This is a genomic window from Microbacterium sp. Root553, from assembly GCF_001426995.1.
Classification (GTDB): Bacteria; Actinomycetota; Actinomycetes; order Actinomycetales; family Microbacteriaceae; genus Microbacterium.
Map to the genome: position 1 here is coordinate 1 of NZ_LMFY01000001.1, position 22341 is coordinate 22341.

Consider the following 22341-nt stretch of genomic DNA (forward strand, 5'->3'; position numbering starts at 1 on the left):
CCCGCCGGAACACCGCCCCCGCCCCCAACAACACCCGGATCCGATCCGCATCACCCAACCCCGCCAGCACACCATCAGACAACACCGTGTCAAGGTCGACGATGACCCGATCCAAAAGCTCCGTCGTGCTCTCCATACCCGCAACTCAACCCGCAACCACCGACATTCGAGACCCTGAACCACCCACAAATACCCCAGACCAGAGGCGTATTCCAATCTCCCGGAATGACACGGCGAGAGCGCTGGACCGCCGCGCGAGCAGCGGAGGAGATCGTCAGAACGGCACGGCCCGAGAACGGAGAAGAAGAGCGAGAGAAGACACACGACACACGACACACGACACACGACGAGCACGGGAAAAAAGGCCCAAGACACGACACGTGACGAGCACGGGAGAAGAGACCCAAGACACGACACGTGAGGAGCACGGGAGAAGAGACCCAAGACACGACACGTGAGGAGCACGGGAGAAGAGACCCGAAAGCCCAGAACAGCTGACGGAACGCTCGCGGCAAGGCCCGAACCCGAGAACCCCCTAAAGACCCGCACCCCCTACAGACCCGCACCCCTACAGCCCCGCACCCCCTGCATACCCGCGACCCCTACAGACCCGCACCCCCTACAGACCCGCACCCCCTACATACCCGCGTGATCGAAGGCGATCGTCGGCACGTCCACGACATGAGACCCGCCGTCGGCCACGATCACCGCCCCCGTGACGTACGACGACTCCCCCGATCCGAGAAAGCGCACCACCGACGCGATCTCCGCTGGCCGCGCGGGTCGACGCAGCGGCACGTCGGCCGTTACCGCGGCGTATGCCTCTTCGCGTGACCCGAGACCGGAATGGGTCGCGAACTCGTCCATCTCGTCGTCGGCCATCGGCGTCTGCACCCACCCGGGGCAGATCGCGTTCACCCGCACCCCCTGGCGTCCGTAGTCACGCGCCAGGGTTCGGGTCAGACCGATGAGCGCGTGCTTCCCCACCGTGTAGCCGGCGACCGAGGGCCCCGCGAACAACCCTGCCAGCGACGAGACGATGACGATCTGCCCCTTCGCCTCGATCAGCGCCGGCAGCGCCTCTCTCGCCATGATGAACGCGGTCGTGAGGTTGGCGCGGATGGCGGCCTCCCAACTGTCGTCATCGGTGTCCGCCACGGGCGAGAATCCGTGTCCTCCCGCGTTGGCGACGAGGACGTCGAGACGCCCGAAGGTGGCGAGCACCTCGGCGACGGCGGCTCGAGCTGAGGCCGTGTCGGCGGCATCCGCGACGATCGGATGCGCTCCCACCGCCGCCTCCACCGCACGCAGGGGTTCGACGCGGCGCCCCACGACGACGACATGCGCGCCCTCGGCCGCGTACCGCTCCGCGATCGCCGCACCGATACCGGTGCCGCCTCCTGTGATGACCACTACCCGCCCAGCGACGCCGGATCCGACTGCAGGTCCCATTTCTGCTCCTGTTCTCCGCGCTCCCACGCGATTCCTCTTCTGCGTTCTCGCGCGACTCGCTTTCCGTTGCGACGCGCTCATCCGGTCGATGCAGGTCAGGCCGGAAAGCCCGACCTGGCTGAGTACCCGAAGTCGCTCACGATCGTCGTGCCGTTGATCGCACGGCTGAGCGGCGACACCAGGTAGACCGCGTGCGAGGCCACCTCGTCGGCCGTCTGCACCGGAAAGGACGGAGCAGCGAACGTCTCGTCTCCCAGGTCGCCCCGACTCATCGGCGTGTCCACGATCGATGGCGCGACCATGTTCACCCGGATGCCGTCGTCCGCCAGGTCGACCGACAACGCCCGACCGAACTGCACGAGCGCCGCCTTCGATGCGCAGTACGGCACCATGCCCTCGGAGGCGACGAAGGCCGAATCGCTCGCGATCAGGACGACGGATGCGGCGACGGCGCCGCGCAGCGCAGGAAGCGCCGACGACACCACGAGGAACGCTCCCGAGACGTTGACCGCGAACACCGCGTTCCATTCGGCCAGCGAGAGCTCGTCGATCGGCGAGCCCACGGGGCCGGAGACGCCCGCGCAGCACACGACCGCGTCGAGTGTGCCGAGCACATCCACCGCCTTGTCGACCGCCGCCACCACCTGGATCTCATCCGTGACATCTGCGACGAGCACGACGGCGTCGGCGCATCCGCCTGCCACCTCGGCGAGCGCTGCGCCGTCGCGATCGAGCAGCGCGACGCGCACGCCCTCTGCGGCGAGCGCCAGCGCGGTCGCGCGCCCGATGCCGCTCGCCGCTCCCGTGATCAGAGCCGTCGTGCCGTTCAGCCGCAGATCCATGGTCTCTCCGTGGCTCCGCCGCCGCGCCGGTGGCGCTGTGAGGACGACGGTGCCTTCACCCGTCATCCTGCTCTCGGTCCGACGCTCCGAGAATGCGACGACGTGCGCTGTGCGCGCTGGCACCATCGTCCTTCGCTCAGCGTCAACCGCCGCGAGGATCACGCGAGCAGAATCGCACTGTCGGCGACGTCTGTCGTCGTCGAGTCCGTCCACACGGGCGTCACCGAACAAAGGAGCCGACGTGGCAGACCCGACATCTGCGTCCACGACGCAGCAGCACCACACCTCTCTCCGACCCGGCGCTCTGGGCGTCGCCGGGATCGTCTTCCTCGTCCTGGCGGCCGTCGCTCCGCTGACCGGCATCGTGGTGGTCGCCTCCCTCGCGATCGCGCTCGGCAACGGCGGCGGCACGCCGATGTCGTTCTTCCTCGTGGCCGTGATCCTGCTGCTGTTCGCCGTGGGATATGCGCAGATGTCGAAGCAGCTCGTCAATGCCGGAGGGTTCTACGCCTTCGTCGTGAAGGGGCTCGGGCGCACGGGTGGGCTGATCGCCGGTCTCATCGCGACGCTCGGCTACAACTTCTTCGTCGTCGGCACGATCGGCACCAGCGGCTTCTTCATGCAGAACATCATCCGCGATCTCACGGGCCTCGACGTGAACTGGCTGGTCTGGGGCCTGCTGTCGATCGTCGTGTGCTTCGTGCTGGCCAGGGTCGGCGTGGACTTCAGCTCGAAAATCCTGGGTGTCTGTCTGGTGCTCGAGGTGCTGATGCTGGTCGTCTTCGACGTGTCGGTGCTCGTGCAGACGGGATACGACCTCGCGGCCTTCAGCCCTGAGGCCGTGTTCTCGGGCTCGTTGCCGATCGGTCTGCTGCTGGCAGCCACGGGCTTCCTCGGTTTCGAGGCGACGGCGCTGTTCAGCGAGGAGGCGAAGCAACCCCTGCGGACGATCCCGCGGGCGACGTACACGTCGATCATCGCGATCGGCGTGATCCTGGGGGTCACCACGTGGGCCGTGGTCAGCGCGACCGGCGTCGCGCAGGCACAGGCCACCGCGCTGGAGCACCTGCCCACCGGCGACCTGATCTTCATGCTGTCGCAGCAGTACCTCGGCGGCCCGCTCACCACGGTGATGATGGTCCTGCTGCTGGTCAGTCTGTTCGCCGCCATGCTCGCGTTCCACAACTCCGCCACGCGCTACCTCTACTCCCTCGGACGCTCGCGGATCCTGCCACGCGCCCTCGCCCGCACGCGCGCCAACGGCGCTCCGCAGCTGGCCGGCATCGTGCAGGCCTCGTTCGCCGCGCTCGTCGCGATCATCTTCGCCATCGCCGGAGCAGACCCGATCCTCACCCTGGTGCCGGCGATGCTGGGCTTCGGAACACTGAGCGTGCTGATCCTGCAGGGGCTCGCGGCGATCTCGATCGTCGTGTACTTCCGGCGCAAGGGCGACCCCCGCTGGTGGAGCACGTTCATCGCTCCCGGGATCGGGTTCCTCGGAATCGCCGCGATCTCGGTGCTCGCGATCGTGAACTTCAACATCGTCGCCGGATCCGACGAGCTCGCGATTCGCCTCATGCCGCTGCTCCTCGTCCTCGCGCTGATCGGCGGCATCGTCTACGGCGCCTATCTGAAGCGATCGAAGCCGGCCGTCTACGAGGGACTCGCCTCGGACCTCGAGCGCTTCAGCGACCGCTGACCCGCCCAGCCCTCCCACACCACCTCCAAGGAGCGACATGACCACTCTGAACCCCGCAGACACCTCCACCTGGCTGCCCCTCGAGGGCCTCGCCCCCGGCTTCGACGCCAACAAGGCACCCCACTCCACGGCCCTCAGCGGCCAGGAGATCACCGTGGTCGATGCTCGTGGAACTCGGATCTCGCACCGGTTCGCCGACACCACGGTGACCTGGGACTACCGCCCGGGTGCAGACGACACCACTCAGGCCGCCACCGACACCGACGACTACGAGGCCTTCGAGGTCGACGAGGACCTCTACTTCGTGCAGTTCCATCACAACTATCTGCCGAACGAGGCGATCTCCCTGGTGGTCGACCTCCGTCACGGCCGCGCGCTCGCGATCATCTCGGTGATCCTGCCTGCGCCGGAGCAGGGCCGCACCCGTGTACAGCACGTCTTCGCTCCCTCCGTGATCGAAGGGGCCACCGTGACCGGCGTCGAGCCCGCCCCCACCACGACGCTGATCGGCCGCAGGGTCGAGTGGGTGTACAGCGAGGAGCACGCGTACGAGCACGTCTACCTCTCGGAGCGCTGGTACTCGTGGCAGTGCCTCGCCGGCCCCGAGCGCGGGCTCGCCGACACCGACGAGAACAGCGTGTGGGAGGTGCGCCCCGGCATCTACGTCTTCGCGTGGCGCGAGAAGGTCATCCCGTGTGCATCCGTGACGATCGCCGACCATCGTGACGTCACCGCGATCCGCTCCCACGGCGTGCTCTTCGGCCTCGACGAGTCGGGCGAGGTGCCCACGCACTTCACCTTCGGCGCTCACGGCCGTCTGCTCTCCACGACCCATCACGCGGCCGGTCTCGAGCCCGCGGACTTCGGGGCCCTCTGACATGGTGGCGGCCGCTGCCGACCTGATCGTCACGGGATCCGTGATCCGCACGGCGGATCGTCGGCATCCGGTCGTCGAATCGTTTGCGGTGCGCGACGGACGGATCCTGGCCGTCGGCACCAGGGCCGAGATCGATGCACATCGCGGGGCGCGGACGCGGATGCTGGACGTCGGGGATGCCGCGGTGTACCCCGGCTTCGTCGACGTGCACAACCATCACGCGATGGCCGGTCGCACCGAGCTCTTCGAGCTCTCGCTGCCGCCGTCGCTGACCCTCGACGAGATCCTCGATCGCGTGCGGGAGAAGGCCGAGCCCCTTCCCCCGGACGCCTGGATCATCGGCGGCGTCGTCGCCACGACGCTGCTGTCCACCCTCGCGACCACCGCGAGCCGGCAGCGACTCGACGAGGCGGCGGGCGGACGCCCCGTCGTCATCGTCGAGGACTCACGTCACAACCGGTGGGCGAACACGCGCGCGCTCGAGCTGGCGGGGATCACGGCCGCCAGCATCCCCTCCGCGGGGGTCACCGTGCTCGATCCCGACGACGGGACACCGACCGGAGTGCTGCGGGAGGGGGCCGGCATCCCGGTGCAGGAAGCCTACGACCGCAGCGGAGGCCTGACCCCCGAGCAGCATGTCGCCGCCTCCCGACGCGGAGTCGAGATCCTGAACTCGTTCGGCATCACGACGTTCCAGGATGCCGGGGTGTCGACCGACATCCTCGGAGCCCTCGCCGCACTCGACCGCGCGCAGGAGCTGCACGCGTGGGTCGTGTCGTCCCTGCTGGTCAACGACGAGATCTTCGGCGTCGATCCGATCGGCGAGCCGCTGATCGCCCGCGGCGAGGAGTTCCGCACTCCCCACCACCGCCCCGACTTCGTGAAGATCTTCCTCGACGGGGTCCCGCCGGCGCGCACCGCGTCGTTCCTCGAGCCGTACGTGGCGGATGCGGTGCACGGCGCACACTTCCACGGCGAGACGACGATGACCTTCGACGAGCTGCACACGTGGCTGCGTTCGGTGGCCGAGCGAGGACTCGGCGCCAAGGTGCACTGCACCGGCGACGGCTCGGCTCGGCTCGTGCTCGACGTCGCCGAGAGGATCCGCGCCGACGGCTTCACGACTCCGATCCAGATCGCCCACGGCCAGTTCCTCGCGGTCGACGACATCCCTCGCCTGCACGCGCTCGAGGTGTCGGCCGACATCTCACCGTTCATCTGGTTCCCCGGCGTGATCCCGCAGGCGCTGGCCGAGGTGCTCGGCGAGCGCGCCGAGCACTCGCAGCCCAACCGGGCCCTGCTCGACGCCGGAGCTCTCGTCGCCGGCGGATCCGATTGGCCGGTCAGCGAGTCGCCGAACACCCTCGAGGGTCTGCAGGGGCTCGTCACACGCGCCGACCCGCTCGGACGCGCACCGGGAGTGCTCTGGCCCGAGCAGGCGATCACGGCGGAGGAGGCGCTGGAGGTCTTCACCCTCAACGCCGCGACCGCGATGGGTCTCGGCGCCGAGACGGGGTCCCTGACGCCGGGGAAGTCTGCGGATTTCGTCGTGCTCGACCGTGACGCGATCGCCGGCCCCGCCGACGAGATCGTGCACACCGCGGTGGTCTCGACCTGGTTCGAGGGGCGCGAGGTGTACACGGGGAGCTGACGACCTCCGGCACCCCGATGTCCCCTCGTGGGACGATGGGTGGCATGCCCGACCGACGCAGTGTCATCGTGACGCGGTGGAATACCGCGAATGCTCGAGACCGTGCGGATTTCGTGGCGCTGCTGACGGACTACCACCTGCAGACGGAGGCGGAGAAGGGCACCCCGGTCGGGTCCGCCGATGCACTCCCCGAGAAGTACCGTCTCGAGCTGAAGGACCCGCAGACGGCGTTCGGTGAGGACGACGTCCTGATCGCGCGCCACGAGGGGCACGCTGCCGGCTGCCTGGTGATCACGGCCCGGTCCCCTCAGCGGCTCGAGATCAAGCGGCTGTGGACGGATCCGAGCCACCGCGGACGGCACATCGCCACCTCCCTCCTCGACGAAGCGCATCTCCATGCGGTCCGCGTCGATGCGGAGGCGATTCAGCTCTCGGTCTGGGAGTGGCGCGCAGACGCGATCGCCCTGTACCGCAAGTCCGGCTTCGTCGAGACCTCCTCATGGGAAGACCGGGACCGCCTGATCTGCATGGTCCGCACCGTCTAGAGCACCACCACCTCCGCACATCTCAGACGACCGCGTGGCGACGAGCAGCCGCCCCGGCGTCAGCTGCCGAGGAGGAACGCCGCTCCCCGCTCGCCGATCATCGCCGCGGGGGCATTCGTGTTGCCGGTCGGCACCGTCGGCATCACCGAGGCGTCGATCACGCTCAGCGCCTCGATCCCGCGCACCCGCAGCGTCGGATCGACCACCGCCTCGGCATCCGCACCCATCCGGCAGGTGCCGACCTGGTGGTGATAGGTGATCGCGGTGCGACGCACCCAGTCCTCGACTTCGGAGTCGGACACATCGGGGCCCGGATAGGCCTCGGTCGCGCCCCAGTGCTCCGCGAGAGCGGGCTGCGCGCCGATGCGGCGGCACTGACGCACCGATGCGGCGAGCGCCGCGACGTCGCGGTCGTCTTCGAGCGCGGCGAGATCGATCAGGGGCGGGTCGGTCACGTCGGGTCCGGAGAGAGTGAGCGCGCCCCGGCTGTGCGGGGTGACGAGACCCGCCATGAGGGTGAACCCGTCATCGCCCCGCGGGTCGAGGTCTCCCCACATCGGCACCGAGAAATGGATCGGCTGTGTGTCGGGCTGTTCGAGGTCGTCGCGGCTGCGCCAGAAGAGATGCGACTGCGTGACCGAGATCCCGGTTCGCGGCGGACCCACCGGACGCCGGGTCGTGAAGATCACCGGCGACAGCAGATGGTCGTGCAGGTTCTTTCCCACCGAGGGCGAATCGACCACGACCGGGATGCCGAGAGCCGTCAGCTCGTCGGCGGGGCCGATGCCCGAGCGCAGCAGGATGACCGGCGAGCCGATCGCGCCGGCCGACAGCACGATCTCGTCTGCGAAGAGGTCCTCGGAATCCGATCCGGAATCCGACCCGGCGTCGGATGCCGCGTCGAGGCGCACCCCGACCGCGCGACCGCCGTCGACGATCACCGAGTGCACCTCGCGGCCGGTGACGATGGTGAGCCGATCGGCGATCGGCTGCGCATACGTCATCCACGTGTTCACGCGTCGCCCGTCTCGGATCGTGATCTGCTGCTGCGAGACGCCGTCGAGCGTGCCCCCGTTGTAGTTCGGGTTGCGCGGCAGCCCCTCCTCGACGGCGGCGTCGATGATCGATGCCTGGATCGGAGACAGCGCGTAGTCGTCGGTCACCGGCAGCAGGTCGTTCTCGATCGCGTCGTACACGGGTTCGACGACGTTCCAGCCCCACCCCGTCGCGCCCGCGCGCTCCCAGGAGTCGTAGTCGGATGCGGCTCCGCGCACCCAGATCATCGCGTTCAGCGCATGCGATCCGCCGGTGACCTTGCCTCGGGGCAGATGCAGCCGTCGGCCGTCGGCGTGCTCCTGCGGAACGGTGAAGAAATCCCAGTCGTCGGCGGAGTGCCACAGCTCCCCCGCCCGCGACGGATCGTGGATGGCGGGGTTCGAGTCGTAGCCGCCGGCCTCGATCAGCGTCACCTCGACACCGGCATCGGCGAGCCGCCGCGCGACGATGGCGCCCGAGGTGCCCGCGCCGACGACGATCGCGGTCTTCATGCCTGAGCCTTCCGCCCAGGACCCGACACGACCTGAGACACGGCGACCGACTTGAGTCCCTCGACTCCGAACTCCAGTCCGTAGCCCGAGCTCTTCACCCCGCCGAAGGGCACCATCGGATGCAGGCCCCCGTGCGAGTTGATCCAGACGGTGCCGGACTGCATGCGGGTCGCCGCCTCACGCGCGGCGTCCGGGTCGCTCGACCACACGGACGCGCCGAGACCGACCTCGACCGCGTTGGCGAGGGCGAAGGCCTCATCGACGTCGCTGTACCGGATCACCGGCAGCGCGGGGCCGAACTGCTCCTCCTGCACGAGGGCGGCGTCGTTGTCGATGTCGGCGATGATCGTCGGGCGGTAGAACAGCTCACCGAGCTCGGGAGCCGCTTCGCCGCCGGTCACGACGCGCGCACTGCGGCTCTTCGCCTCCTCGACCAGTCGCGACACGATGTCGAACTGCGCCCGGTTCTGCAGGGGCCCCAGCACGTTGTTCTCATCGAGCCCGTTGCCGATCGGCACGGAGGCGGCGATGCCGGCGAGAGCGTCCACCACCTCGTCGTAGACCGAGTCGTGCACGTAGAGGCGCTTCAGCGCCGCACACGTCTGGCCCGTGTTGATGAAGGCGCCCCAGAAGAGGTCCTCGGCGATGGCCGCCACGTCCGTCCCCGGCAGCACGATCCCCGCATCGTTGCCGCCGAGTTCGAGGGTCAGGCGGGCGAGGTTCCCGGCCGAGCTCTCGATGATCCGACGACCGGTGGCGGTCGATCCGGTGAACATGATCTTGTCGATGTCGGGGTGTGACGCCAGCCGGGCGCCGACCTCGCGATCGCCCGAGACGCCGATGAGCACGTCGGCCGGAAGCACGTCGTTCATCACCGCCAGCAGCGCGAGCACGCTCAGCGGCGTGTACTCGCTGGGCTTCGCGACCACGGTGTTGCCCATGCGCAGCGACGGCCCGATCTGCCAGATCGTGATCATCAGCGGCCAGTTCCACGGCCCGATCGCCCCCACGACGCCGACCGCCTTGTAGACGAGCTCGGCGTGAAGTGTCTCGTCGTCGACGAGCACCTGCGGGTCGAGCACGGTCGCCGCGTTCGTGCGCAGCCAGGCCGAGCAGGCGCCCAGCTCGAAACGGGCGTTCGGGCCGTTCAGCGGCTTTCCCTGCTCGCGGGAGAGCAGATACGCGAGGGCCTCCGCGTGGGCGTCGATCGCGTCCGCCGCGGCGACGAGCACCGCGCTGCGCTCGTCGTGGCCGAGGGCCTCCCACCCCGGCTGAGCCGCCTTCGCCCTGGCGATCGCCTCGTCCAGGTCGCTCACCGAGTGCACGGGTGCGCGACCGATGACGTCCCGCGTCGCGGCATCCGGGATCTCTCGCCCACCGCCCTCCGGAACCTGGATGCGGTCGAGCAGCGCGGCGGCTGCGGATGCGGCGGATTCGGACATCGGACTCTCCTTCGAGCGGGTCGCGCACCGAGGATCCGGCGCGCTCGTCCCATTGTCGAATGGCTCGTGGCGGCGCACTTGTCGAGGAGCGCGCCGCAGATGTCCGACCGCGAAGGGATGCGGCCGCAGGCGGTCAGATCAGGGTGAAGTCCTCGAAGATGAGTGTCGTGCGCGTCGAGCGGATCGACGGGATCGCCTGGATGTCCTCCAGCACGATGCGGCGGAGGTCGCGGGCGTCGCGCGCGCGCACGAGCAGGATCACGTCGAAGTCCCCGCCGACCAGCGCCATGTGCTCGATCTCGGGGATCGTGCGCAATCGAGCGCTCACCTCCTGCCAGGTGGCCTGCTCAATCGCCAGCGTGACGTAAGCACTCGCATGGTGCCCGAGGAGCACAGGGTCGGTGCGCACGGAGTAGCCGGTGATGATTCCCGCGTCGGTGAGGCGCCTGATGCGGGCGTGGGCGCCGGCTCGGGAGATGTGCACGGCCTCGGCGATGGCCGTCATCGAGGCACGGGCGTCGCGCCTCAGCTCGCCGAGGATCGCCTCGTCGGTCTCGTCCAGCGTGATCATGGCACCCCTTCGTCCAGTCCCGGATTTCTGCCAGTTTGTCACGGAAAGCCGGATCCACAACGCAATCGTCCATGATCGCGTCGAACTCGTGGACGAGTGTCGCACAGCGAGGCAAGCTGGCGACACCGAGTTCGGCAAGGAGGGCGAACGGATGGAACATGCAGAGATGCTTCCGCGAGACACGGCGGTGCAGCTGATCGATGCCGACGGCTCGACCGTCGCGGATGAGACGTATGCGATGCCCGGCACCGAGATGCTCCTCGCCGCCTACCGGGGACTCGTCGACGGACGCCGCATCAACGATCAGGCCGGCGCTCTCGTGCGACAGGGGCGCCTCGCGGTGTATCCGTCCTCGCACGGCCAGGAGGCCTGTCAGATCGGCGCCGCGCTCGCCATCAGCACCGAGGACTGGCTGTTCCCGACCTACCGGGACTCCGTCGCGGTGATCGCGCGGGGTGTGGCGCCCGCCGAGGCGATGGTGCTGCTCAAGGGCGACTGGCACTCGGGCTACGACGTGCGCGCTCACCGTGTCGCGCCTCAGGCCACTCCCCTGGCGACGCAGCTGCTGCACGCCGTGGGCTTCGCGTACGCCGCGAAGCAGCGTGGAGAGCACACCGTCGTCATCGCCCTGTGCGGTGACGGCGCGACCAGTGAAGGCGACTTCCACGAGGCGATGAACTTCGCCGCGGTCTTCCACGTGCCCGTCGTCTTCTTCGTGCAGAACAACGAGTTCGCGATCTCCGTGCCGCTCAGCCGCCAGACCGCGGCCCCGTCCCTCGCGCACAAGGCGATCGGCTACGGGATGCCGGGGCGGCGCGTCGACGGCAACGACGTCGCCGCGGTGCTCGCCGTACTCGGCGAGGCCGTCGACCGGGCCCGCTCCGGGGGCGGCCCGACGCTGGTCGAGGCCCACACCTATCGGATGCAGGCGCACACCAATGCCGACGACGACACGCGATACCGCGAGCGCGACGAGGTACGGGCCTGGGCGGCTCGTGACCCGCTGACGCGTCTGCGGACGCACCTCACCGGGGTCGGCGCGCTCACCGCCGAGCTCGAGGCCGAGTACGCGGCCGGTGCCGAGCGCATCGCGGCGGCGATGCGAGAGGCCCTCAACGCGGATTCCGACCTCGACCCGGAGGACCTCTTCCGCTTCGTGACCGAGACGCGTTCCCCGCAGCTCGAGGAGCAGTGGCAGATGCTCCGCGGCGAGATCGAACGGACGCGGACGGCGGATGCCGCACCGACCGCGCAGGCCACCCCCATCGGAGGTTCGCGATGACCATCGCCCACGAGGACATCCGCATCGACGAGCGCTCGTCGGACGTGTCGACCATGAGCATGGCCGCGGCTCTCAACCTCGCCCTGGCCGACGCCATCCAGGCCGACCCCGAGGTCGTGATCTTCGGCGAGGACGTCGGCGCCCTCGGCGGGGTCTTCCGCATCACCGACGGCCTCACCGCGCGCTTCGGCGAGGACCGGTGCTTCGACACCCCCCTCGCCGAATCCGGCATCGTCGGCACCGCGGTCGGCATGGCCATGAACGGCATGCGACCGGTCGTGGAACTGCAGTTCGACGCCTTCGCGCTACCCGCGTTCGAGCAGATCGTCAGCCACGTGGCGAAGCTCGGCAACCGCACGCGCGGAGGCGTACGGATGCCGCTGGTGATCCGCATCCCCTTCGGCGGTGGCATCGGCGGAGTCGAGCATCACTGCGATTCCTCCGAGGCGTATTACGCGCACACCCCGGGCCTCACCGTCGTCAGCCCGTCCACGCCGCAGGACGCCTACTCGATGCTGCGCGCGGCGATCGCCTCGCCCGATCCGGTGATCTTCCTCGAGCCGAAGAAGCTGTATTGGACCAAGGGCGACGTCGACACCTCCGTCACGGCCGAGATCGGCACCGCGCGCATCGCCCGCGACGGCACCGACGTCACCCTCCTCGCCTACGGCGCCGCCGTGCCGCTGGCGCTCGAGACGGCCGAGGTCGCGGCCTCCGAGGGCCGCAGCGTGCAGGTCGTCGACATCCGCTCGCTGTCGCCGTTCGACGATGACACCGTGACCGCCGCCGTGCGGGCGACGGGACGCGCGGTCGTGATCGCCGAGGCACCCGGCTACGCGAGCGTGGCATCGGAGATCCAGGCGCGCGTCTTCGAACGCTGCTTCGAGTACCTCGAAGCGCCCGTGCGCCGGGTCACCGGATTCGACACGCCCTTCGCCCCACCGAAACTCGAGCACTGGTACCTGCCCGACGTCGACCGCATCCTCGACGCGATCGACTCTCTGCACTGGGAGGACGAGGCATGACCGCGCTGACCACCCGCGTCTTCCGTCTGCCCGACCTCGGTGAGGGACTGACCGAGGCGGGACTCGTGCAGTGGCTCGTCGCGGTCGGCGACACCGTCGCCACGGATCAGGCGATCGCCGAGGTCGAGACGGCCAAAAGCGTCGTCGAGCTCCCCTCGCCCTTCGCGGGTGTCGTGACGGCGCTGCACGGAGAGCCCGGCGAGACGATCGACGTGGGCGCGCCGGTGCTCGAGGTCGCCGACGGCGCCGCGGACTCAAGCGGCGGTGCGTCTGCTGCGGTCGAGCACGACGCCTACCGCGAAGAGGAGCGCGCAGGCTCGGGCAACGTGCTGATCGGCTACGGCACCTCGGAGCGGGGCGTGTCGGGCCGGAGGCGACCCCGCGTGCAGGCTGCGGTGCGGCAGACCCCGACATCCGCAGGAACGCCTGCTCCGGCGCCGGCCACATCCACGGCGCCGGCCACATCCACGGCGACGGAGACATCCGTGGCGACCGAGACATCCACGGCGTCCGAGACATCCACGGCGTCCGAGACATCCACGGCGTCCGAGAGCGTGCGGAGCGGGTCGGATGCCCGGGCGCGGCGCCCCGTGGCGGTCCGCTCCCCTCTCGTCCGACGCCTCGCCCGTGACCTCGGTCTCGACGTGCACGCGATCGCTCCGACCGGACACGACGGCGCCGTCACCCGCGCCGACGTCCTCGCGGCGGCGGTGAACGTGGCGGTCGACGGCGCGGCCGCGTCGCCTCACGACTCCCCCGTGGACGACGGTCCCGGGTTCGATCGCCGCGCGGATGTCATCGACGGCCTGTCCGTCGCCTCACGCGAGCGCATGTCCGCGTTGCGCAAGGCCGTCAGCGCGAAACTCGCGCGCAGCCGCTCCGAGATCCCCGAGGCCACCGTCTGGGTCGACGTCGATGCGACCGACCTGTGGACGCTCCGCTCGCAGATGGCACCCGAGGGAGGCACGGCCCCCTCGGTCACCGCGCTGATCGCACGCTTCGTACTGCTCGCGCTCGAGGATCACCCGGTGCTCGCGTCGCGTCTGAGCGACGACGGCTCGGAGATGATCTCCTTCGACGGAGTCAATCTCGGCGTGGCCGCCGACACCGCGCGCGGGCTCATGGTCCCGGTCATCCCTCGCGCGCACGAGCTCAGCATCGAGCAGCTCGACGGCGCCCTGCGGGAACTGTCCGCGACGGCACGAGCGGGATCCATGCCTCCCGAGCGGCTGCGCGGCTCGACGTTCACGCTGAACAACTACGGCGGACTCGGCGTCGACGGATCCGCTGCGATCATCAACCATCCCGACGTCGCCATCCTCGGGATCGGCCGCATCATCGAGAGAGCCTGGGTGGTCGAGGGGCAGATCGTCCCTCGACGCGTCGCCCAGCTGTCTCTGGTGTTCGACCACCGGGTGTGCGACGGCGGATATGCCGCCGGTTTCCTGCGCCGCGTCACCGAGCTCATCGAGCATCCGCTGCGCGCGTTCGGCAGGGTGTGATCCGCTCTACTCCACGGTGAGGTCACCGCGCTGCGTCGCATCGGCCGTCGTGATGCCGATGATCCGGGCGTCCGGGGCGTCGGCGTCGTCCCGCGTGGTGTGGAAGACGAGGAGGCGCCCCTCCCTGTCTGCGACGAAGTAGGCCCACTGGCCCGACGAGACGACGTGCACCCGGGTTCCGGACGGGAACGCGGAGACGGCCGAGGAGAGCGGATCACCGATCCGCACCTCGAGCGCGTGCGGCGACGCCGCGCCATCGACCCCCGCATCCTCTTCGTCCGACACCGCGCCGGCGGTGATCTCGGAGATCGTCCCTCTCTCCGCGACCGTCACCGACAGCGACGAGACGCCGTCGGGGCTCGTGAAGATCGACGGTCCGCCGTCGTATGCGGGCGGCGTCACCGTCGCTCCGGGCACCGCCGCGGCAGCCGCGTCAGACGTGTCGCCGAGGCGGATCGGGCCGACGCCCGATCCGGTGATCGACCACTCGCCCCAGGGTCCGGCGGCATCGCCCACCGGCTCGGTCGACGTCGCCGGAGGTGTCGCCGTCAGCGTCTCGACGAGCTCGGACTCGGCATCGATCGCGGCCGCCTGCAGCAGCTCCGCCGCGGCAGCCGGGTCGATCGGTGCGGACTCGGGCAGGGATGTCTGCAGGTGCACGAGCGTGTTGCCGAGTGCTGCGAACCCGTGGAACACCCTCCAGCCGCCGGAGGAAGGATCCGCGTTGAGCGCCCCCGCCAGCGCACGGACGCCTTCCTGCTCCTCCGCGACGACCGACTCGAAGGTGTTGCGGCCGTCATAGTCGAACTCTCCGCACTCGGCTGCTGCACGCTCGAGCTGATCCATCCGCGCGGCCGCGTGCGCCGCGTCGGCGAACTGCATGGCGACCACTCTGTTGGAGCTGAACTCGGTGTCGCTCGGCATCGACCAGGACATCGTCCGGGTCGCCAGAGCACCGAGCGTCTGCTCCATGTACAACACGCCGCAGATCGCGGGGACGAACTCCGGCCCACCGCCGTCCGAGATCTGCTCCAGCACGTCGGACGGAGCGCTGACGTCGGCCGCGGACGGGATCAGGGCGACGATGTCGTCAGAGGAGGGCAGAAGCCACGTGAGCTCGTCGCCGACGAAGGACACCGGCCCCGAGTACGGCTCCGGAGACGTGGCCTCGGGCGTCGGCGACGACGGCGGCGAGGACTCCTCCGCCGGTGCGCAGGCGGTCAACGCGAGAAGCGCTCCGACTCCGACGACCCCGAGAACGACCTGCACTCGTCGACGATTCACCACACGCATGACATACCCTCCCGCTCGCTCGTCACGTCGAGATCCGACGTCCCCCTGCGGCGAGCATACGGACGCACCGACCCGCCGACGAGAGTCGCATCCATGTCGATATCAGAATGAGAGGAATCGCATGCCGAGCGCCGTATATTTCGAGGTCGCGCGCTCTCATGCGCTACGGTCGCTTTACTGACCGATCATTCGGTAAGTTGATCGTGGCGACGCCGCGTCGCCTTCCCCCTATTGCAGAACGATGGAGTTCGCATGACGTCCGCAGTCTCCGCACGCAGTTCGACCGCCCGGATGCCCGGCGAGGAACGGCGGGTCCTCGCCAGCACCCTCGTCGGCACCTCGATCGAGTGGTACGACTTCTTCATCTACGCGCAGGCCGCCGGCCTCGTCCTCGCCCCGTTGTTCCTCGCGCCGATCGCCGAGGAGAACAAGGGGTTCGCGCAGGTGCTGTCCTTCGCCACCATCGGCATCTCCTTCCTCTTCCGACCGCTCGGAGCCATCGTCGCGGGCCACCTCGGCGACAAGCTGGGGCGCAAGAAGATGCTGGTGTTCACCCTGGTGATGATGGGACTGTCCACGTCTCTCATCGGCCTGCTCCCGACCTATGCCGCGATCGGCGTCGCCGCCCCCATCCTCCTCATCGTGCTGCGCATCCTGCAGGGATTCTCGGCCGGAGGCGAATGGGGTGGAGCCGCCCTGATGGCCGTCGAGCACGCGCCGAAGAACCGCAGAGGGCTCTTCGGCGCCTTCCCGCAGATCGGCGTGCCGATCGGCATGATCCTCGCGACGGCGACGCTCTGGGTGCTGACCAGCTCGATGTCGCCCGAGGCGTTCCTCGAATGGGGCTGGCGCATCCCGTTCCTGATGTCGATCGTGCTGATCGCCGTCGGCTACGTGATCCGGCGTGCCGTCGACGAGAGCCCCGTCTTCGAGGATCTCCGTCGCCGCCGTCAGGAAGCCTCTGCGCCGCTCGGCCGCCTGTTCCGCAAGAACACCAAGCAGGTCGTGCTCACCGCACTCATCTTCATCGGCAACAACGCCGCGGGATACCTGCTGATCGCCTTCTTCGCGACCTACGCGGTCACCGCTCTCGGAATGGAGCGCCCTCCCGTACTGCTGGCCACGACGCTCGCGTCCTTCGGATGGCTCATCTTCACGCTCTGGGGCGGTCATCTCTCCGACCGGCTCGGGCGCGTTCGCACCTTCCAGATCGGGTACATCGCGCTCGCCCTCTGGGCGGTGCCGATGTGGTTCCTGATCGACACGGCGAACATCCTCTGGTACTTCGTCGCGCTGTTCGTCATGACGTTCGCGCTCGGTCTCTCCTACGGTCCGCAGGCAGCGCTCTACGCCGAGATGTTCCCCGCCAACGTGCGGTACTCGGGCGTCTCGATCGGATACGCGCTCGGTGCCATCCTCGGCGGCGCGTTCGCGCCGATGATCGCGGAGTCGCTGATGAACCAGTTCCAGGCGGCCTGGACGATCGGCGTCTACATCGCGGTCGCGGCGGTGATCTCGCTCGTCGCGGTGTCGCTGGTGAAGGAGCCCAAGGGCGTCGACCTGCACGCCTGAGCGACGCACCTCTCCCCCGACCCGACGGGCCGGTCGTTCACGCGACCGGCCCGTCGTCCGTTCCCGCGGCTGTTCCCGCGGCCGTTCCCGCGGCGAGGGCCTCGGAGGCCGCCGCACGGGTGTCCGCCGCGGTCGCCGCCGTCAGCACGGCCTTCGCTGCGGCCACGCACTGGGCCTCGGTGACAGCGGCGAGCGCGGCGGCGACGCGACCGAGCGCCCGCGGCGTCATCGACAGCGAGGTGACGCCGAGGCCCACGAGCACCGGCGCGAGAGCGGGGTCCGCGGCGGCCTCGCCGCACACCCCGACCGGGAGATCCCACCGGCGACCGGCCTCGCCGACCGCGCCGATCAGCCGGAGCACGGCGGGCTGCCACGGATCGTTGAGTTCGCCGAGCTCGGCGAGCAGCCGGTCGGCGGCCAACGCGTACTGGGCGAGGTCGTTGGTGCCGATGCTGACGAAGTCGACGACCTCGAGCATCTCGGAAGCGAGCAGCGCCGCCGACGGAGTCTCGACCATGATGCCGACCGTCATGAGCCCTGCAGCGCGGGCACTCTCGGCGAAGGCGCGGGCCTCCTCGACCGTCGCCACCATCGGCGCCATCACCTCGACGACCGCGGACTCCGCCTCGGCCGCCCTCGCCAACGCATGCAGTTGCTCGTCGAGCAACGCGGGCGAGCGACGAGAGATCCGCAGGCCGCGGATCCCCAGCGCGGGATTGTCCTCGGCATCCGCGTTCGCGAAGGGCAGCGGCTTGTCACTGCCCGCATCGAGCGTGCGCACGACGACCCGGCGACCGCGGAAGGCCGCGAACACACCGCGATAGGCGGCGACCTGCTCGTCGATCGACGGCGCGTCGACCCGGTCGAGGAAGCAGAACTCGGTGCGGAAGAGCCCGACGCCCTCGGCTCCGGATGCCACGGCGGTGACCGCATCCGCCGCGCCGCCGACATTGGCGAGCAGGGCGATGCGTCGCCCGTCGGCCAGCATGCCTTCGCCGCGGAACGGCACCGCGACGGCCGCCGCCTCCGCCGCCGCGACCGTCGCCGCGTCGGGGGCGATCTCGACGGTCCCGCGATCGCCGTCGACCAGCGCGGTGACACCGGGCACGATGCCCGTCGCCCCGGCGACCCCGACCACGGCGGGGATCCCGAGCGAGCGGGCGATGATCGCGGTGTGCGAGGTGGGCCCGCCTCTCTCGGTCACGAGAGCGACGCAGTTGCCGCCGTCGAGCGCCGCCGCATCGGCGGGCGCGAGATCGACCGCGACCAGGGCGAACGGCTCGTCGCGGTCGGGGACTCCGGGCACATCGATCTCGAGGATCTCGGCGATGAGGCGATCCCGGATGTCGCGGATGTCGGCGGCGCGCTCGGCCATCCGACCCCCGAGGGCGGTCAGCCCCTTCTCGTGCGCGACCGCGGTCTCCCACACGGCACGCGCCGCAGAGAGCCCCTTCGTGCGGACCCGCAGCGACGCGTCACCGACCAGTTCCGGGTCGGAGGCGAGAAGACGCGACGCGTCGAGGATCGCGCGCGCCTGTCCGGTCGCCCGTGCAGTGCGTCCGCGCAGCTGATCCGCGACCGCCACGGACGCCCACTCGATCGCCGACACCTCGCGCTCCCGATCGGCGGCAGCGACGACGACGTCGGGATCGGGCTCGCCGACCGGTGGTCCGAGGAGAACCACCGGCGCGGCGACTCGACCGCCGCTGACCCCTCGACCGCGCAGCACGGTGCCGGCGAGCACCGGGGCCACCTCGGATGCGCGCTCGGCGGCGTTCGGGGCCGGTACACCCGCCGCGGCCGTCGGGCCCGCCTGACCCGCCGGGCCCGCCTGACCCGCCGAGGCCGCCGGGGCCGGCGGACTGGCGGTCCCCTCCCCGAACCCGTCATCGAACAGGGCCGCCACGCGCGCGAGCACAGCCTCGGACCCGGCCCCGCTCGCCGAGAGCTCGACCTCGTCGCCCTGCGCGGCGCCGAGGATGAGCATGCGAGACAGACTCGCCGCCGACGCGTCGGGCCCGTCGGGCAGCCGGCGAAGCCGCACATCCGCCCCGACCGACGCCTCGGCGATCAGGGCGGCGGGACGAGCGTGGATGCCGAGAGGATTGCGCACCACCACCACGCGCGTCACCGCGTCGGGATGCCGCCCGGTCGAGACGGCCTCTCCTGGCGTCGACTCGGCCTCCGGGACTCCGAGCTGCCCTGTCTTCGCACCCAACGCCGCCGAGGCCTCCGCGGCGACCAGATCGAGCGAGCCGCCGGCCGTCGCAGACACAACGGCGGCGAGCAGCCCCTCCACGAACGGGGCCGGCGCCAGGCGCACCGGCACGTCGCTCAGTCGGAGCTCGAGTGCGAGCTCCGCGCTGAGCACCGCGGAGCCCAGGTCCATCAACACGAGCACGCCGTCGCAGTCGGCTGCGAGTTCGTCGATCGCCGCGGCCACCGCGACCGCATCCGTCCCGAGGATGGGCGTGCCGTCGGCATCCGCTCCTGCGCCGGCGGCGACCCGCACGCGCACTCCCCCGCCCTGCACCATCTGCAGGGCGAGCTCGAGCGCCGCCTCCCCGAGTCGAGCACTGTGGGAGACGGCGACGATGCCGATCATCAGGACGATTCCGGGGCGGGTGAGGCGGTCTCCACGGTGGCCCGCGCGAGCGCCTCGAACAGCAGCGTGGTCGACGCGGCGCCGGGGTCGAGGTGACCGGCGCTGCGCTCGCCCAGGTAGCTCGCGCGTCCCTTGCGGGCGACGAGGGGCTCGGTGGCGTCGCGACCGGATGCCGCGGCCTGCGCCGCCGCCGCCGTGGCCGCACCGAGATCCGCGCCGCCGGTGACCTCGGCATCGAAGGCATCGACCGCCGGAGCCATGGCGTCGATCATCGTCTTGTCGCCCACCTCGGCCTTGCCGCGGGCGACGATCCCGTCGAGCCCGGCCCGCAGCGACGCCGCCAGAGCCGGAGCGTCGAGCGCGGTCACGGGCCCCGCGGCCACTCCCATCCGCAGGAACAGAGTCCCGTACAGCGGGCCGCTCGCGCCGCCGACCGAGCTCACCAGGGTCATGCCGACCGTCTTGAGCAGCTCGTCGACCGTGTCGGGCACGCCCGCGTCCAGCTTCGCGACCACCGCATCCATACCTCTCGACATGTTCGCGCCGTGGTCGGCGTCACCGATCGCGGAGTCGAGCTCGGTGAGCCACTCCCTCTTCTCGACGATCACGTCGCGGAACCCGTGTATCCAGGCCGACAGCTCCGCCGGACCGAGCGCCGCCATCAGGCGCCCCACCGCAGACCGGGGGTGTTCACGGGCGCGTCCCACAGTCGCAGCAGCTCGTCATCGGCTGTGAGCACGGTGAGCGAGCACCCGGCCATGTCGAGCGAGGTGATGTAGTTCCCGACCAGATTTCTGGCGATCTGCACGCCGGCCTTCTCGAGCAGCGGCACGACCTCGCCGTACATCAGGTACAGCTCGATCAGAGGCGATCCGCCCATGCCGTTGAGCATCACGATCGCGGGTCCGGCCGCGTCGAGATCCGCCAGGATCGGCTCGACGAGCTGGCGGGCGATCTCGGACGCCGGAGCCAGGGGCTCCCGGTGTCGGCCCGGCTCGCCGTGGATGCCGATGCCGATCTCCATCTGGTCGTCCGGAAGATCGAACGTGGGCTTGCCCGCCGCGGGCACGGTGCAGCTCGTGAGTGCCATGCCCATCGAGCGCCCCTGCCCGACGATCCGCTGCGCGAGCTCGACCACCGAGGCGAGATCCTGACCCTCTTCGGCCGCTGCGCCGACGAGCTTCTCGAGCAGCACGGTGAGCCCCACCCCACGGCGCCCTGCCGTGTACAGGGAGTCCTGCACGGCGACGTCATCGTCGACGATCACGGTGCCGACCTCGATGCCCTCCATCGCTGCGAGCTCCGCGGCCATCTCGAAGTTCAGCACGTCTCCGGTGTAGTTCTTCACGATGTGCAGCACGCCGGCGCCCCGATCGACCGCTTTGGTCGCGGCCTGCACGCGATCGGGGGTGGGCGAGGTGAAGACCTCGCCGGCCACGGCCGCATCGAGCATCCCGACGCCGACGTAGCCGCCGTGCAGGGGCTCATGTCCGGATCCGCCTCCCGACACCACCGCCACCTTGCCCTGCTCCTTGGGCGTCGCCCGCGTGATCACCTGGGTCTCGTGGTCGACCGACAGCTCCGGATGCGCGAGGGCGACGCCCCGCAGCGATTCGGCCAGCACATCGGCGGGGTTGTTGATGAGCTTCTTCATCGTTCGATCTCCCTTGATCTCTGCGGCGGCGAACTTTCGCGATATCGGAAAGGCATTCGTCACTGTCGAATATGCTCCTGCCCGACACCGCCCGCAACAGTTCTCGCGAGTGGGGATCGACGCGCCCGGTCGTTCACGCCCGGTCGCGCGCCCTTCTCAGCGCGACTGCAGTCCGTCGAGGCTCACCCGGAGGATGTCCTCACCCAGCTCGTCGGGATCCACGGAGCCACCGGGCCGGTACCACTCGACCACGGAGTTGATCATGCCGAAGATCAGCCTCGTCGCGACCGCGGCATCCACGTCATCGCGGATGAGCCCCTCGGCCTGAGCCTCGGAGACGATCGCGGTGACCCGCTGGTCGAACGCGCGGCGGCGCACCAGCGCGGCCGTCTCGACGTCGCCGTTGCCGCGCACCCGCAGCAGCAGCGTCACCGAGGGGAGCTTCTCGGTGAGCACGCGCACGGCCCCGCGGATGATCGATCGCAGACGGTCGGCGGCGAGCGGATGCCGGGCGGTCGCGTCGTCCACGACGGCCTCGAGAGCGTCGAGCGCGTCGTTCAGGGCGAGCTCGAGGATCGCCGACTTGGAGTCGAAGTGGTGATAGAGCGCGGACTTCGTCAATCCCAGAGTGGCACTGAGGTCGGCGACGCTGGTCGCGTCGTAGCCCTGCTCGTTGAACACCTTGACCGCGACGGCGAGCACCTGCTCACGGTCGTAGCCGGGCCGGCCGCGTCGGGGGGCCGGTGCATCGGATCGGGGCTGCGACATGCGCCAAGTCTGTC

Annotated in this window: 18 protein-coding genes; 8 read left to right on the top strand and 10 right to left on the bottom strand. The window is 70.0% G+C overall.

The genetic code is table 11. The features are described 5' to 3' along the window. Positions 1 to 636: 636 nt before the first annotated feature. Both ASD43_RS00005 and ASD43_RS00010 read right to left on the bottom strand, forming a co-directional pair. Complete coding sequence (locus ASD43_RS00005) at positions 637 to 1452, bottom strand: SDR family NAD(P)-dependent oxidoreductase (RefSeq protein ID WP_056411892.1); 816 nt, start codon at positions 1450 to 1452, stop codon at positions 637 to 639. Positions 1453 to 1547: 95 nt separating this feature from the next. Next, a complete protein-coding gene (locus tag ASD43_RS00010) occupies positions 1548 to 2294 on the bottom strand; it encodes an SDR family NAD(P)-dependent oxidoreductase (protein ID WP_056411896.1) in 747 nt (248 codons plus the stop codon). Positions 2295 to 2535: 241 nt separating this feature from the next. On the opposite strand from ASD43_RS00010, the gene ASD43_RS00015 reads away from it, so the two are divergent. Genes ASD43_RS00015 through ASD43_RS00030 form a run of 4 tightly spaced genes read left to right on the top strand, consistent with a single transcriptional unit; the run spans position 2536 to position 7066 of the window. Next, entirely contained in the window at positions 2536 to 3993 is a 1458-nt protein-coding gene (locus tag ASD43_RS00015; protein ID WP_056411899.1) for an APC family permease, read from the top strand. 37 nt (positions 3994 to 4030) lie between these two features. Further along, positions 4031 to 4870: a molybdenum cofactor biosynthesis F family protein gene (locus tag ASD43_RS00020; protein WP_056411902.1), complete on the top strand. Its 840-nt coding sequence runs from the start codon at positions 4031 to 4033 to the stop codon at positions 4868 to 4870. A 1-nt stretch (position 4871) separates the two neighbouring features. Continuing rightward, on the top strand, positions 4872 to 6521 hold the full coding sequence (locus ASD43_RS00025) for an amidohydrolase (protein WP_056411904.1): 1650 nt from the start codon (positions 4872 to 4874) through the stop codon (positions 6519 to 6521). Positions 6522 to 6565: 44 nt separating this feature from the next. Next, the gene (locus tag ASD43_RS00030) at positions 6566 to 7066 is read left to right on the top strand and encodes a GNAT family N-acetyltransferase (protein WP_056411907.1); all 501 of its coding nucleotides are present in this window, start codon (positions 6566 to 6568) and stop codon (positions 7064 to 7066) included. A gap of 59 nt (positions 7067 to 7125) precedes the next feature. Here the strand turns inward: ASD43_RS00030 and ASD43_RS00035 are convergent, their stop codons facing one another. From ASD43_RS00035 to ASD43_RS00045, 3 genes are all read right to left on the bottom strand, one after another. Beyond that, positions 7126 to 8613 (bottom strand): GMC family oxidoreductase, encoded by a 1488-nt coding sequence (locus tag ASD43_RS00035; protein ID WP_056411910.1) that lies wholly within the window; start codon positions 8611 to 8613, stop codon positions 7126 to 7128. Further along, on the bottom strand, positions 8610 to 10055 hold the full coding sequence (locus ASD43_RS00040; protein ID WP_082539142.1) for an aldehyde dehydrogenase family protein: 1446 nt from the start codon (positions 10053 to 10055) through the stop codon (positions 8610 to 8612). Before ASD43_RS00040 ends, ASD43_RS00035 begins: the two co-directional genes overlap by 4 nt. 133 nt (positions 10056 to 10188) lie before the next feature. Continuing rightward, on the bottom strand, positions 10189 to 10626 hold the full coding sequence (locus ASD43_RS00045) for an Lrp/AsnC family transcriptional regulator (RefSeq protein ID WP_188042396.1): 438 nt from the start codon (positions 10624 to 10626) through the stop codon (positions 10189 to 10191). A 151-nt stretch (positions 10627 to 10777) separates the two neighbouring features. Between ASD43_RS00045 and pdhA the strand changes: the two genes are divergently transcribed. From pdhA to ASD43_RS00060, 3 genes are read left to right on the top strand one after another with little or no spacing between them, the layout of a single operon-like run. Beyond that, complete coding sequence (gene pdhA / locus ASD43_RS00050; protein ID WP_056411913.1) at positions 10778 to 11908, top strand: pyruvate dehydrogenase (acetyl-transferring) E1 component subunit alpha; 1131 nt, start codon at positions 10778 to 10780, stop codon at positions 11906 to 11908. Continuing rightward, the gene (locus tag ASD43_RS00055) at positions 11905 to 12933 is read left to right on the top strand and encodes an alpha-ketoacid dehydrogenase subunit beta (protein WP_056411916.1); all 1029 of its coding nucleotides are present in this window, start codon (positions 11905 to 11907) and stop codon (positions 12931 to 12933) included. The genes pdhA and ASD43_RS00055 overlap by 4 nt, the downstream gene beginning before the upstream one ends. Then, a complete protein-coding gene (locus ASD43_RS00060; RefSeq protein WP_056411918.1) occupies positions 12930 to 14435 on the top strand; it encodes a 2-oxo acid dehydrogenase subunit E2 in 1506 nt (501 codons plus the stop codon). The genes ASD43_RS00055 and ASD43_RS00060 overlap by 4 nt, the downstream gene beginning before the upstream one ends. Before the next feature lie 6 nt (positions 14436 to 14441). Here ASD43_RS00060 and ASD43_RS00065 read toward each other — a convergent pair whose 3' ends face one another. Beyond that, complete coding sequence (locus ASD43_RS00065; protein ID WP_056411921.1) at positions 14442 to 15728, bottom strand: sensor domain-containing protein; 1287 nt, start codon at positions 15726 to 15728, stop codon at positions 14442 to 14444. A 252-nt stretch (positions 15729 to 15980) separates the two neighbouring features. On the opposite strand from ASD43_RS00065, the gene ASD43_RS00070 reads away from it, so the two are divergent. Beyond that, complete coding sequence (locus ASD43_RS00070) at positions 15981 to 17300, top strand: MFS transporter (protein WP_056411924.1); 1320 nt, start codon at positions 15981 to 15983, stop codon at positions 17298 to 17300. 37 nt (positions 17301 to 17337) lie between these two features. Here the strand turns inward: ASD43_RS00070 and ptsP are convergent, their stop codons facing one another. From ptsP to ASD43_RS00090, 4 genes are all read right to left on the bottom strand, one after another. Next, the gene (ptsP, locus tag ASD43_RS00075; RefSeq protein ID WP_082539143.1) at positions 17338 to 19905 is read right to left on the bottom strand and encodes a phosphoenolpyruvate--protein phosphotransferase; all 2568 of its coding nucleotides are present in this window, start codon (positions 19903 to 19905) and stop codon (positions 17338 to 17340) included. Next, on the bottom strand, positions 19905 to 20567 hold the full coding sequence (gene dhaL / locus ASD43_RS00080) for a dihydroxyacetone kinase subunit DhaL (RefSeq protein WP_056411927.1): 663 nt from the start codon (positions 20565 to 20567) through the stop codon (positions 19905 to 19907). The genes ptsP and dhaL overlap by 1 nt, the downstream gene beginning before the upstream one ends. Then, complete coding sequence (gene dhaK / locus ASD43_RS00085; protein WP_056418760.1) at positions 20567 to 21559, bottom strand: dihydroxyacetone kinase subunit DhaK; 993 nt, start codon at positions 21557 to 21559, stop codon at positions 20567 to 20569. Before dhaK ends, dhaL begins: the two co-directional genes overlap by 1 nt. Positions 21560 to 21715: 156 nt before the next feature. Further along, a complete protein-coding gene (locus ASD43_RS00090; RefSeq protein ID WP_056411931.1) occupies positions 21716 to 22327 on the bottom strand; it encodes a TetR/AcrR family transcriptional regulator in 612 nt (203 codons plus the stop codon). Positions 22328 to 22341 lie beyond the last annotated feature (14 nt).

Coding starts and splice junctions, on each gene's coding strand:
- ASD43_RS00005 (WP_056411892.1), bottom strand. CDS start 1,452: ATGGGACCTGCAGTCGGATCCGGCGTCGCTGGGCGGGTAGTGGTCATC.
- ASD43_RS00010 (WP_056411896.1), bottom strand. CDS start 2,294: ATGGATCTGCGGCTGAACGGCACGACGGCTCTGATCACGGGAGCGGCG.
- ASD43_RS00020 (WP_056411902.1), top strand. CDS start 4,031: ATGACCACTCTGAACCCCGCAGACACCTCCACCTGGCTGCCCCTCGAG.
- ASD43_RS00025 (WP_056411904.1), top strand. CDS start 4,872: ATGGTGGCGGCCGCTGCCGACCTGATCGTCACGGGATCCGTGATCCGC.
- ASD43_RS00030 (WP_056411907.1), top strand. CDS start 6,566: ATGCCCGACCGACGCAGTGTCATCGTGACGCGGTGGAATACCGCGAAT.
- ASD43_RS00035 (WP_056411910.1), bottom strand. CDS start 8,613: ATGAAGACCGCGATCGTCGTCGGCGCGGGCACCTCGGGCGCCATCGTC.
- ASD43_RS00040 (WP_082539142.1), bottom strand. CDS start 10,055: ATGTCCGAATCCGCCGCATCCGCAGCCGCCGCGCTGCTCGACCGCATC.
- ASD43_RS00045 (WP_188042396.1), bottom strand. CDS start 10,626: ATGATCACGCTGGACGAGACCGACGAGGCGATCCTCGGCGAGCTGAGG.
- pdhA (WP_056411913.1), top strand. CDS start 10,778: ATGGAACATGCAGAGATGCTTCCGCGAGACACGGCGGTGCAGCTGATC.
- ASD43_RS00055 (WP_056411916.1), top strand. CDS start 11,905: ATGACCATCGCCCACGAGGACATCCGCATCGACGAGCGCTCGTCGGAC.
- ASD43_RS00060 (WP_056411918.1), top strand. CDS start 12,930: ATGACCGCGCTGACCACCCGCGTCTTCCGTCTGCCCGACCTCGGTGAG.
- ASD43_RS00065 (WP_056411921.1), bottom strand. CDS start 15,728: ATGCGTGTGGTGAATCGTCGACGAGTGCAGGTCGTTCTCGGGGTCGTC.
- ASD43_RS00070 (WP_056411924.1), top strand. CDS start 15,981: ATGACGTCCGCAGTCTCCGCACGCAGTTCGACCGCCCGGATGCCCGGC.
- ptsP (WP_082539143.1), bottom strand. CDS start 19,905: ATGATCGGCATCGTCGCCGTCTCCCACAGTGCTCGACTCGGGGAGGCG.
- dhaL (WP_056411927.1), bottom strand. CDS start 20,567: ATGGCGGCGCTCGGTCCGGCGGAGCTGTCGGCCTGGATACACGGGTTC.
- dhaK (WP_056418760.1), bottom strand. CDS start 21,559: ATGAAGAAGCTCATCAACAACCCCGCCGATGTGCTGGCCGAATCGCTG.
- ASD43_RS00090 (WP_056411931.1), bottom strand. CDS start 22,327: ATGTCGCAGCCCCGATCCGATGCACCGGCCCCCCGACGCGGCCGGCCC.